This is a genomic window from Nocardia crassostreae, assembly GCF_001613405.1.
Classification (GTDB): domain Bacteria; phylum Actinomycetota; class Actinomycetes; order Mycobacteriales; family Mycobacteriaceae; genus Nocardia; species Nocardia crassostreae.
In genome coordinates this window covers 128,066-139,722 of record NZ_BDCH01000019.1, presented here as the reverse complement: position 1 = coordinate 139,722, position 11,657 = coordinate 128,066, and the positions used below count along the sequence as shown (strand labels likewise).

At 67.1% G+C, this 11,657-nt stretch carries 10 protein-coding genes; 8 read left to right on the top strand and 2 right to left on the bottom strand.

Translation table 11 applies throughout. The features are described 5' to 3' along the window. Nucleotides 1–124: 124 nt before the first annotated feature. The 3 genes from NC4_RS19535 (at nucleotide 125) to NC4_RS19525 (ending at nucleotide 2,837) form a co-directional block, all read left to right on the top strand. Nucleotides 125–805, top strand: a complete 681-nt coding sequence (locus NC4_RS19535; RefSeq protein WP_067540368.1) for an AraC family transcriptional regulator — start codon at nucleotides 125–127, stop codon at nucleotides 803–805. A 6-nt stretch (nucleotides 806–811) separates the two neighbouring features. Beyond that, nucleotides 812–1,219: a helix-turn-helix domain-containing protein gene (locus tag NC4_RS19530; protein WP_067540365.1), complete on the top strand. Its 408-nt coding sequence runs from the start codon at nucleotides 812–814 to the stop codon at nucleotides 1,217–1,219. Between the two features lie 598 nt (nucleotides 1,220–1,817). Beyond that, complete coding sequence (locus tag NC4_RS19525) at nucleotides 1,818–2,837, top strand: AraC family transcriptional regulator (protein ID WP_157554906.1); 1,020 nt, start codon at nucleotides 1,818–1,820, stop codon at nucleotides 2,835–2,837. Here the strand turns inward: NC4_RS19525 and NC4_RS19520 are convergent, their stop codons facing one another. Then, complete coding sequence (locus tag NC4_RS19520; protein ID WP_245721797.1) at nucleotides 2,838–3,374, bottom strand: carboxymuconolactone decarboxylase family protein; 537 nt, start codon at nucleotides 3,372–3,374, stop codon at nucleotides 2,838–2,840. A gap of 262 nt (nucleotides 3,375–3,636) precedes the next feature. Here NC4_RS19520 and NC4_RS19515 point away from each other — a divergent pair, with 262 nt between their 5' ends. The 5 genes from NC4_RS19515 (at nucleotide 3,637) to NC4_RS19495 (ending at nucleotide 10,825) form a co-directional block, all read left to right on the top strand. Next, nucleotides 3,637–4,176 carry a cytochrome P450 gene (locus NC4_RS19515; RefSeq protein ID WP_067540356.1) on the top strand — a complete coding sequence of 180 codons (540 nt, stop codon included), beginning with the start codon at nucleotides 3,637–3,639 and terminating at the stop codon, nucleotides 4,174–4,176. Between the two features lie 291 nt (nucleotides 4,177–4,467). Continuing rightward, nucleotides 4,468–4,773: a PLL family lectin gene (locus tag NC4_RS19510; RefSeq protein ID WP_157554902.1), complete on the top strand. Its 306-nt coding sequence runs from the start codon at nucleotides 4,468–4,470 to the stop codon at nucleotides 4,771–4,773. Between the two features lie 262 nt (nucleotides 4,774–5,035). Next, nucleotides 5,036–8,107 (top strand): non-ribosomal peptide synthetase, encoded by a 3,072-nt coding sequence (locus NC4_RS19505; protein WP_157554900.1) that lies wholly within the window; start codon nucleotides 5,036–5,038, stop codon nucleotides 8,105–8,107. After that, a complete protein-coding gene (locus NC4_RS19500; protein WP_067540351.1) occupies nucleotides 8,107–8,820 on the top strand; it encodes a formyltransferase family protein in 714 nt (237 codons plus the stop codon). Before NC4_RS19505 ends, NC4_RS19500 begins: the two co-directional genes overlap by 1 nt. Nucleotides 8,821–8,971: 151 nt before the next feature. After that, the gene (locus tag NC4_RS19495; RefSeq protein ID WP_067540349.1) at nucleotides 8,972–10,825 is read left to right on the top strand and encodes a sensor histidine kinase; all 1,854 of its coding nucleotides are present in this window, start codon (nucleotides 8,972–8,974) and stop codon (nucleotides 10,823–10,825) included. 37 nt (nucleotides 10,826–10,862) lie between these two features. On the opposite strand, the gene NC4_RS19490 is transcribed toward NC4_RS19495, so the two are convergent. Further along, the gene (locus tag NC4_RS19490; RefSeq protein WP_067540345.1) at nucleotides 10,863–11,546 is read right to left on the bottom strand and encodes a DUF2848 domain-containing protein; all 684 of its coding nucleotides are present in this window, start codon (nucleotides 11,544–11,546) and stop codon (nucleotides 10,863–10,865) included. Nucleotides 11,547–11,657 lie beyond the last annotated feature (111 nt).

Below are 11,657 nucleotides of genomic sequence, written 5' to 3'. Positions count from 1 at the left end.
CCAACTTGCCGCTTGATGGCGGGGCGAGTTTCACGGAAGTATTCGATGCATCAATCCGACTCGCGTCATGAGGCAAGCTCGAAATACACCACGATCGACGGCAACACCGAAGGAGTCGTCCGGTATGGAAATCTTCGATCCCGAGTTCAGCGCGGCGACCATCGCGCCGACCATCCTCATCCGCCTCTGTGCGGTTGCGGCGGAGCGCGGAGTGGACCCCGAACAGTGGTTCCTGGGGACAGGCGTGTTACCTCGACGGCTCGATACCCCGGCGGCGCGGGTCTCCTACCGACAGGCGACGACGATCATCCGCCGCGCCGTACGTGCGATGCCGGAAGGGACGCTCGGGCTCGCGGTCGGATCGCGCGATTCGACCGTCACCTACGGCATGCTCGGGTTCGCGATGCGCAGCAACAGGACCATCGGCGATGCCATGGCACTTGCGAGCGAAATGTCCGGGCTGGCCGGTACCTTGACGGATTTCGGATTGAGCCGACGCGGTGAGCTGAGCACGGTTCGGGTGTTCGAGCGCGTGCCCGATCCGGAGCTGGTGCGCTTCCTTACCGAGCAGGCGATCGCGGCGGCACTGTCCTTCGGTCGGTCACTGGTCGGCGATGGGGTCGAACCCGTCGGGGTCAGGCTGAGCTATCCGGAGCCCGTGTACGCCGCCGACTATCGGCGATACTTCCGATGCCCGGTCGAATTCGGCAGCGGGGTCAGCGAATTGGACTTCCGCACCGAGTTGTTCACGCGGCCGATTCCCACGTACAACCGGGCTGGCCTGACGGTCGCCGTCGAGGCGTGAAGGCGAATGGATGGGGGGCGTGCGGCCAGCACCGATGTCGTTGCGTCGGTCGAGTCGATTCTCGGCGAGAACCTGCGCCGCTCGATGACGATGTCGGAGGTCGCCGATCGGTTGTTCATCACCGAGCGCACGCTGCGCAGGCGGCTGCGGTCGGCGGGTGTGAAGTACATCGATATCCGCGATCAGGTCAGGCAGCGCCGTGCACTGTTCCTGGTCCGGGAAACCGGGATGACGATTGTGCAGATCGCGGCGGAGACCGGCTACCGCGAAGCGCGCGAGTTCCGGCGGGCTTATGTGCGCTGGAACGGCGAGCCGCCCAGCCGGACACGGGTCCGCGGCGCGCTCGAATCGTCCACCGCCGATACCGGAATCACCGGGCGAGCACCGGTCGAGGATGGCCGTATCGCATCGTGAGGCACACGTCGCTGTGCACAGGGTTCAATTGCGGACCATGCGTTCTCGCGTCCTCTTCACGGTCGGACCGATGACTATCCATAGCCGGAGAATATCCAGGCTCATCGCCAAGATGCCGATGCGCAGTGATCGGCGCGCCAGGCGCCGACTCATGGCACGAAGGTGGCGATCGTTCTGAATCGGTCGCGCGCCTTCGGTCGCGCGTCGAAGATATCGACGTAAATGACTCCGTCGTGACATGGATCGAGCGGACCGACGCTGCGATAAATCACTCACTGCTTGTTTGATTATTGTCATTGTGTCAGCGTATTCCGCCGATGCTTGCAACCAGGATGGGATATCCAACCAAAAGGGTATGGTTTCCGGACAATGCGATCCACTGTGCACCCGTGAGTGGTTTATCGAAACAGACAAATACTGCGCCTCCGGGGTATCAGTCGGCCTATTCGAGGGGCTGGCGGCGGTTGATCAGCGTTAGGACCACCAAGAGGGGCTTGTTCAGCAGCATCCGCTCGCCGACCGGTTGACACTGGACGGGCAGCTTCGCGGACAGGATTATGCAAACCGGTTGGTCGTATTGCCCGTCTATGCTCCGCTGGTGATCGAAGGCACCATTCCCATGCGCACCGCGGTTGTGCTGCACGAGACGGCATTGCGGGTCGGTGCGTCGCAAGGGCAGATTGCGGCCACCTCGGGTGTGGACCTGGCCGGAGTGGACGGCGAGGGTTTGCGGGTGCCGATCGAATCGGCTTGGCGGATGTGGGAGTTGATCGGCGCCGTCGGTGGGCCGGGGGCGGGTTTGTGTGCGTCCGCCACCGCTGCGCGCGGCGCGCTGGGAGTTTGGGATTATTTGTTCTCCAGCCACGCCACCGTGGCCGAGAGTCTGTGTGCCGTTATGGAATTGCGTTCGGCGGTGACCGATCCGGCTGTGGTGTGGGAAGTTCTCGACGATGGTGGGCTGCTCACCGTTCGGGTCGGGGTGGCCGTGGAATCCGATCCGGTGTTCGTGCCGGTGGAGGAGTTCGTGCTGTCGCTGATCCTGCGGCGGATACGGGAGGCCACGGGGGAACGGGTCGTACCGGTGCGGGTCGCGTTCACGCATCGCTGCACGCGCCGCTACCCCGAGATGATCGAGGAGTTCGGTACCGGGCGAATCGATTTCGGGGCGCCGCGCTCCGAGATCACCTTCCTCGACGCTGGCGCGCTGCCCACTGGCGCGGATCCCGGTTTGGGGGCTGTGCTCTGTGATTACGCCCGGCTGCTGCTGACCTCCTCCAGACGGGTTCCGGACTGGCGAGAGAAACTGCACGCCGCGATATCCGACGCATTGGGGCGTAGCGAGCTCGGGCTGGAGGGCGTGGCTCACCGGCTGGCGCTGAGCCCGCGCACCCTGCAGCGCCGTCTGGGTGAGCTGGGCACCACCTGGCGGGCCGAGGTGGAGCGTGTCCGGCAGCAGCAGGCCCTGAATCTGTTGCGCGACACCGGGCTTCCCGTGCAGTCCATCGCCGCCCGCGTCGGCTACGCCGACGCCCGCGCCTTGCGTCGCGCCGTCCATCGTTGGACCGGGCGGACCCCCGACGCCGTCCGTAAGGAGGCGTCGGGGCGTCGTGCCGGATGATCAGTGCTCGTGGTGACGCACGACCGGCCAGTCGATGTCGGTGTCCACGGCCTTGTTCAGGTAGTTGGTGAACACGTTGAGCGCGACGTGGGCGATGACCTCGGTGATCTCACCGTCGGTCAGGCCCGCGGCCTGGGCGGTCTTGATATCGGCCTCGTCGACGCCGCCGCGGGCGCGGACCACCGCGGTGGCGAAGGTCAGCGCCGCTGCGGCTTTCGGATCGGCCGACTGCCCGTGGCGGCTGGCCTCGATCTCGGCGGCATCGAGCTTGGCGGTATTCGCGCCGATGTAGGAGTGCGCGGAAAGGCAGTAGTCGCAACTGTTCTCCTCGGCGACCAGCAGCGCGATCCGTTCCCGCGTCGCCGCGGGCAGCGCACCGCCGCCGAGCGCGCCGGAGAACCCGAGATAGGCCTCGAGCACGGCGGGGCTGTTGACCGTGGCCTTGGTCATGTTCGGGGTGACGCCGAGGGCCTTCTGCACGCCGGCCAGCAGGTCGGCGGCCTTGCCGGTGGCGGTGTCGGGCTGGATCAGGGGCAAGCGAGATATAGGTGAATCCTGTTCGTGGAGTACTTGTTTCGTGCGTAACCGTCGCTGTGAAACCTATCGGCGGATCCAGAGAACGCGCGGGGACAAAACGTGCCAGGAAGGGGACCCGGCGCGACACACCCGCCAGATGGAAGCATTGCTTCCGCAGGTATCGCCCTTGCCGGGGGGGAGTGTCGGCCTGGTCGGTGACCGGTGCGGCTTTGCTGAAGGAGATCCTGTCCGGGGCCGAGGTGTCCAAAGATCCGCGCCAGCATTGGCCCGCGTTCCGGAATGGGGAGATCGGGAGGCGTTCGCCTATCCGCTGCCGCTGCGTGTGATCAATGAGCTGATGGGGGTGCCCGGGCACCTGGTCGGGCCACTGCGGAAATGTGTGGACGGCATCTTCGACATCGCCCTGAGTGAAGAGGCGGCCGTCGCCAATTATGAGGAGATGATCGGGCTTCTGCAGGGCCCGGTCGAGTACCGCCGGGAGAATCCCGCCAAGGATATGGCGATCGCGGCGGGCGATCCGATTCTGTCCTGCCCTGCCGGGGCCAATCGGGACCCTGAGGTCTACGGGGACAGCGCGGGCGAGTTCGACCCCACGCGGACGAACAAGGACCACATGGCGTTCGGGTACGGCGCGCACCGTTGTCCGGGCGCGCCGCTGGCCCGGCTGGAGGCGCAGGTGGCCCTGCCTGCGCTGTTCCGGCGGTTTCCACAGATGAAACTGGCGGTTTCTCCCGACGAGCTGGGCTCGGCACCGGGATTTATCGCTAATGGGCACGACCGTCTGCCGGTACTCCTGAAGTAGCGGACAACTTCGTTGCGGGGACAATCCGAACGGTTCGGATATTTTTGGCGGGGATCTAAATAGGCTGTGTCCGTGGACGATCGAGTGCGCGGGTGTGAAAATACTTCTGCACGTTATATTTTCGCAGCTCATCTCCAACACTCTTGCCAGAGAGGAATCGGAGCCATGGCATGGACATGGAGTGATCAGGGGACGCCGCCGGGGTTGACGGTGGATCCGGATACGATTGCGACGGCGAGTTATCGAGGCAATCCGTATGTTTTCGTTCGGGCGAATGATGGTCATTTGTGGGTGAATTGGTGGAACGGCAGTGTGTGGTCGTGGTCGGATCAGGGGACTCCGCCGGGGTTGACGGTGGATCCGGATACGATCGCTACTGCGAGCTATCAGGATCGTCCCTATGTCTTCGTTCGCGCCAATAATGGTCATTTGTGGGTGAACTGGTGGAACGGCAATGCCTGGTCGTGGTCGGATCAGGGGACGCCACCGGGGCTGACCGTGGATCCGGATACGATCGCCACCGCGAGCTATCAGGGGCGGCCTTACGTCTTCATCCGCGCCAACAAGGGCCATCTCTGGGTGAATTGGTGGTCGTAGCTCGTCGGGCCCTCCTCCGTGGGGAGTGGTCGCAGGGTGGTAACCGGCAGGCACTGCACGTGCCTGCCGGTTTTGTTCGGCCCTGACGCCGGGGGCCGATTGTGAAGGGTCACAACCAGGGGCCATGGTTGCTTATTCGCTGCACAACACGTGAGTTCGTTGCAGCGGGAACGGTGGATGAGAGGAAGCACACAGCATTGCTTGGCGTTTGCGGAACCTAGACTGGCTTCGTATTCCGGTACTTCCCGAGGAGCCGATCCTGTTGAGCAGCGCCTTTCGACGCCGCATTTCGCCCACCGAACGGATGTATCTCTCGGCGCAGGAGGTGCATCCGCCGTTCTTGATTCAGGTGATCGTCGAGGGGGACGGGGTGCTGGATCCTGAGCGGCTGCGGGGGGCGGTCGAGGAGGCGGCGCGGGTGCATCCTGGGGCGCGGCTGGTGCGGGCGGGGAAGGACTGGGTTGCGGGGGCTGCCTCGCCGCGGGTTCGGGCGGTGCCGAATGTGACTCTTGATTACGACCGGTTGACTGATGACCCCGTGGTGAACAGTGCGATTGTGCGGCCGGATTATTTGTCGGAGCCGCCTAACTGCGAGGTGGTGCTGCTCACGGCGGATCCGGTGACCGTCATTTTCCGGGCTTTTCATGGCGTGATGGACGCCAAGGGCTTACAGATGTGGGCTGCGGATGTGTTCCGGGCGCTGCGCGGGGAGGAGCTCGCGGGCGCGGCGGATCCCACCACGGATCTGGAACTTGCGCTGCGCCTGGGAATTCCGGGGCGGCCGGTGCCGATGGGGTTGAAGTTCCGGTCGCCGGTCGGGCATGGCGCGGGTACCGACGGTCGGCCGTTTCTGTTGCGGCATAGGACCATGCCGGGGACGAATGCCGCGATCGTCGCGCGGATCGGGGAGATCGTGGCGGGGGCGATCGGGGCTCGGGCGCGGGTGATGATTCCGGTGGATCTGCGGCGGCATGATGTGGGGCTGGCGTCGACTGCGAACCTCACATTGCCGTTGTTCCTGGATGTCGAGCCGGGGGAGGGGTGGCGGGAGATCAATGGGCGGATGCTCGCGGGGTTGCTGCGGCGCGATGAGCTCAATCAGATGAAAAACCCTGGGCTGGAGCAGATTCCCGCGCCGGTGGCCCGGGCTGTCATGCGCTCGATCGAGGCGGTCGGCAGGCGGACGGGGCGGAATCTGTGCTCGGCCATTATTTCTCATGCGGGCAAGACCGTGCTGGAAGACTTCGCGGGACCGGATTTCGCGCCGCGGAGTCTGGTCGCGATTCCGGCGCACACCGGACTCGCGCCCATCAGTTTCGCGATCGTCGAATCGGAGGGCTCGACCGGAATCACGGTGTCCTGCCGTAATGGTCGCGGTGCGGCGGAGCGGCTCGAGAACCTGCTCGACGCCATTGCCGAGGTGCTCGCGGAGAGCAGGTCGGAGCCGGTCCCGGCGAGTGAATCGGCTGAAGCGGAGCCGGTGCGGGTTGCGGCCACCTTGGTGGGGGTGCTGCGGGAGCAGGTCGCGGCGCGGCCGGAGGCGGTGGCGATCACCGGGCCGGACGGGTCCCTCACCTACGCGCAGCTGGGGGCGCGGTCCGCGGCGATCGCCGCCGCGCTACGGGAACACGGTGTCCGCCAAGGCGATATCGTGGCCATTCTCGCGGGGCGGACACCGGCGGGCCAAGCCGGGCAGTGGGGCATTCTGGAGACCGGGGCTGCCTTCCTTCCACTGGACCCCAAACACCCCCGGGATCGGATCACCGGAACCGTCCGCGACTCGGGTGCGCGCGTGTGCCTGGTCGAGCGGCGCTACGTGGACATTGTCGGCGATACGGTCCCGACGCTCGTGCTCGAAGACCTGCCCGAGAGTGGGTTCGAGGCAGTCGATGTCGATGTGCAGCCGGGCGATATCGCTTACGTGACCTACACTTCCGGTTCGACCGGGCGACCCAAGGGCGTGCGGGTCACCCACGACGGTGTCGTGCACTATCTGCGCGCCGCCCTGGACTGGTACCGGCTCACGTCGGACACCCAGTACGCGCACTATCACACGCCCACAGCCGATATGGCGTGCATGGCCATGGTGTCCCCGGCCGTCGCGGGCGGCACGCTGGTGCTGGTGCCCGGGGAGATCAACCACCTGACCCTGTCGGACATGCTGGTCGAGAACGGTGCGGACACCGTGTTCTTCACGCCCAGCCTCGCGGAAGTCGCGCTGCGGCGAGGAATTCGGCCGGTCGGCATGCGCACCGTCGTGCTCGGCGGCGAGCAGTTGAGTCGTGACCTGGCCGAGCGGGTGCGCGAATTCTTCGTTCCCGCCGTGCGATTGGTCAACAGCTACGGCCCCACCGAGGTGAGCCTCGTGTGCACCTCGCACGTGCTCGCCGACCCGCTATCGGTGGGCGCGACCTCCGTCCCGATCGGCCTGCCGTCACCCGGCACCACCGTCCACCTGCTCGACGCCGAGGGGCTGCCGGTGCCGGACGGCGAGGTGGGCGAATTGTATTTGGGCGAACCGCAAGTGGCCGCCGGTTACCTCGACAGGCCGGAGTTGACCGCGGAACGGTTCGTCACCGTGCGCGGTGAACGCACCTACCGGACCGGTGATCTGGTGCGCCGCCTGCCCGGGGGTGAGCTCGAGTTCGCTGGCCGCGTCGACCATCAGGTCAAGATTCGCGGCAATCGCGTGGAACCCGACGAGATCGCCTGCGTGCTGGAATCGCATCCCGAGATCGCCGCCGCGGCCGTCCTGGGCCGCCGCCGCGAGGAGCACAGCGATCATGTCCTGGACGCCTTCGTCGTGCCCGCGCCCACCGCGCCGCACGGACGGCCGGACGACCGGGCGTTGCGCGACTTCCTCGCCGACCGGCTACCGGTGTACATGATCCCCGGCACGTTCCACCGGCTCGCCGAACTGCCCCTGACCAGCAATGGGAAGACCGATCGCACCGCGCTCGCGGGTCTGTTCGCCGCCACTCCGGAAGGGGACCCGAACTCCCTGCCCGGCAGCGACATCGGCATGGATGAGACCGGCGTGGATGAGATCGGCGCGGACGAGATCGCCACGGAGGCCGACATCCGCGATCAGGTCGCCGAGATCTGGGCCAAGGTGCTGCGCTGCGACTCGGCGGCACTGGTCGCGGATTCGGACTTCTTCGCCCTGGGCGGCGATTCCCTCGCCACCGTGGAGATGGCCGCGCAGGTCTCCCGCCAGATCGTCGGCACGGCCGCCGAACAGGCCTTCGTCGCCCAGGTGGAGGGCCTCATCCACCACCTGACCCCGGACCGAGTGTGCGAGGCCGTGGCCGTCGCGGCGAGCGGAGAAAACTGATGCTCTTCATCGGAAGCGGTTCCATGCTGTGGCGTGCGGTCGACTTCACCGCCGCCGCAGGACATCCCGTCGATCTCGTGGTCGTCCCCGCCGGGCAGACCGCCGCCGGACGGCAGGTCCCGGTGCTCGCCACCGCCGATGTGAACGCCGCCGCGAATCAGCTGGCTGACGCCTGCACCGACGGCGTGGTGTTCTCGATCAACAACGCCACCATCCTGCGAGAGCCACTGCTGCACAAGGGCATGCGCATCTACAATATCCACAACGGCCTGCTGCCCCGCCACCGCGGACTCCCCGAAGCCGCCATCGCCCACGCGATCCTCAATGGCGACACCGCCTACGGCGCCACCCTGCACGAGATCGACGCGGGCGTCGACACCGGAGCCATCCTCGATACCGAGGAATTCCCCATCACCCCCGCCGACGGCTTCCAGGACATCATGCTTGCGGGCCTGCGCGCCTGTACCGCGCTGTTCGAACGCAACCTCGAACCCGTTGCCGCCAATCGCACCACCCCGCGACCCCAATCCGCTGACGGCGGCGCCTACTACGGCCGCAAATCCCTGGAATCCCTGCGCGATCTCACCGCGCACCCCGACTTCCCCCGCGCCACCGCTCTCGGCCTTCTACCCCGACCTGGCCGCCGCCGGACGCCTATCGCACATGAGGTGAGGGGTTCGCCCCCGCACCTCCCCTCCCGTGGCGCGGGGTGAACCCCGATCCACAAGTTACGGCGGAAAGAGCTCCGCGCCATCCGTGCCAGCGCGGTGAAAACCTCCGTGCTGGCACGGAGTTCAGGCCCCGCCGGACGCCGCGGTGGCGGATACTGGGCCGGTATCCGAAGGAGGCCCCGAGGAGCGACGGATGAACCGGTGGGCGGCCGTCGGCGTGGCAGTGGGCGCGGCGCTGCTGGCGGCTGTCGTTGCCGTCGAAGCGGATTGGTCACAGGCGGCGGTACACGATCCGGCCCGCGCCCTGCTGCTCGGGCCGCGCGCGGCCTTCGTCTATGCGCGCGGGCCCCATCCGCCGGTTTTCGGGGTCGGCGAAATGGTGCTGTTCCTGGTGTGCGGCCTCGGATTCGTCGGCGCCGGAGTGGCCGTGTGCCGCGCGCGTCCGGCAGACCGGGCGGGGTGGATGATCGTGGTGGGCGGTCTGCTGTGGCTGGCGGCCGGGCTGCGGCGTTCCGGCCACCCGCTCCTGTTCACCATTGGGATAGTCCTGACGAACGCCCCTGTGCTCCTGGTCATTCCGGTCACGCTCGGATTCCCGTCCGGTCGCCTGCGGCGGCGGTGGGAGCCGTGGTTCGTCGGCGTCTATTGGGCGGTGTCGACCCTCGGGGTGGCGGCCGGGTGGATGTTTCTCGACCCGCGGGCCGAGCCCGCCCCGCACCCGTCGACGTCGGTGAATCTGCTGCTCGTGCACCATGATCCGACGATCGCGCTGCCGATCCAGGCCGCGGTCGGCATCCTGGGCCTGAGTCTGGACCTGACGCTCGGCGTCGTCGTGATCATGCGCTGGCGCTCCGCCACGGCCGCCTATCGATTCGCCTACGCACCACTGGTTCTCAGCTTCCTGGTGTCGGCGGCGGTGAGCGTGGTGGCATTCGCCAGTACCGCGCAGGTACCGGGCCTGAGCGGCAGTTGGGTGCTCTACCTGCGCTATCCGGTGGCCATGCTGCTGCCGGTGGCGGTGGCGATCGGTATGATCCGCTTCCAGTTCGCCCGGGCCGCCGTGGGAACGGCCATTGTCGAGGTCGGTGCGGCGCCGCTCAGCGACGAGTTCCTGACCGAGCTGCGCCGCGCGGTCCGCGATCCGACGCTCGAATTGTGGACCTACGAACCCGAATCGGGTCGGTACCGGGATCCGGACGGCAACCCCCGGCGACTGGACGATATCGGCGACACCATGGTGGCGACCGCGCTCGAACGTGACGGCAGGCCGGTGGGCGCGCTGGTGCACGATGCCGCCTTGGCCGCCAATGACGCCGAGTTGCTCGCCGCGGTGCGAGCCGCGGCGACCTTCGCCCTCGATCACGAGCGGCTGCAGACCGAACTGCGCACCCAATTGGCCGAGGTGCGCCGCTCCCGCGAGCGGATCGCCGCCGCCGCCGACACCGAACGCCAGCGCATCGAGCGCAATCTGCACGACGGCGCGCAGCAGCGCCTGATCTCGGCGGCCATTCTGCTCGGCCGCGCGCATCGGGCCCGCGGCGGCGACACCCAGCGCAACCTCATTGCCGACGGCGTCGCCGAACTCGGTACCGCCATAGCCGAATTGCGGGAACTCGCCCGCGGCGTCTACCCGCCGGTCCTCACCGAGCGGGGGCTGCTCGCGGCCCTGTCGTCACTGGCCGAGACCGCGCCGCTGCCCGTGCACATCAGCGGCGACCTCACGGCTCGGCCACCGGCTCCGGTCGAGGCCGCCGCCTATTTTCTCGCCGCCGAAGCGCTCACCAACACCATCAAGCATGCCGACGCGTCCACCGCCGAGATCCGGCTCGAACAGCGCTCCGATACGCTGCGGATCAGTGTGTCCGACAATGGATCCGGCGGCGCTCGTCGACAACCCGGGGGCGGGATCGACGGGCTTGCCGACCGGGTCGCCGCGCTCGGCGGGCAGTTCGCCGTCGACAGCCAGGCAGGGTGCGGCACCCGTCTCACCGCGACGTTCCCACTCGGTGGCAGTCGAACAGATCCCCCGGAACCTGATGACGGATAGTGCGGGTCGATGGCATCGTGACCGCTCGGGACTCGAATCAGTCGATGGGCGTGGGGAGTTGGGTGGTGCGGTAGGTGCAGGCGAGGGTGTCGTTCGTGGTGGGGTCGTGGAGTTCCACGCGCCAGGAGTCCGCGAACTGGTCGATGCCGGGGAGCATGGAGATGGTCCCGGAAATGAGGACGGTGCCGGGTTTGTCGGCGCCGCGGTCGTAGAGGACATCGATCCAATAGGTCGGGGGGAGCAGGTCGGCAATGGTGCCGGACTGGATGAGCTCGGTCGAATCACCTTGGGTGACCCAGGCTTTGAGAGTGATGGCGTCGAGGTGGTCGGCGATATCGGAGAGGCGCCAGGCGCGGGTGCCGAGGATATCGGGGGCGGTGCTCTTGGACCAGGCGACGCCGTGGGTTTCGAGCGTGCGGTCGGTGTGATCGCAGGCGACCGTGAGCAGGACGTCGTCGGCGGTGATGACCAGGGCCAATTCGGCCTCGCCGGAGGTGTGGTCGTGCTGGACGAAGACCTCGTCGGTCTGCTGCGCCAGATAGGGGGCGAGCGGGTAGAGCGTCGGGGTGGTGCGCGGGGCGGGGACGCCGAGTTCGGCCAGCTCGGCAATGTGGGCGGCCACCTCGTCCTGGGCGCGCCCGGCGTAACCGGCGTTGTACAGGGCGGTGACCTCGACGGATTCGATGGCGCCGTCGGGGAGGGTGAAGGTCAGGGGCGGCATACGGGTCCTTTGCGGGCGGGGCGGGGAGGATGCGGCCGAGATAACCAGCTGTTTACAGCCGGGGGCTTGCGCATACGTCTTGTATACAGCAAGTATATGCAGCGTACAACG

Bases quoted from the DNA above. Each gene is read 5' to 3' on its own strand.
- NC4_RS19535 (WP_067540368.1), top strand. From the start codon at position 125: ATGGAAATCTTCGATCCCGAGTTCAGCGCGGCGACCATCGCGCCGACC.
- NC4_RS19530 (WP_067540365.1), top strand. From the start codon at position 812: ATGGATGGGGGGCGTGCGGCCAGCACCGATGTCGTTGCGTCGGTCGAG.
- NC4_RS19500 (WP_067540351.1), top strand. From the start codon at position 8,107: ATGCTCTTCATCGGAAGCGGTTCCATGCTGTGGCGTGCGGTCGACTTC.
- NC4_RS19495 (WP_067540349.1), top strand. From the start codon at position 8,972: ATGAACCGGTGGGCGGCCGTCGGCGTGGCAGTGGGCGCGGCGCTGCTG.
- NC4_RS19490 (WP_067540345.1), bottom strand. From the start codon at position 11,546: ATGCCGCCCCTGACCTTCACCCTCCCCGACGGCGCCATCGAATCCGTC.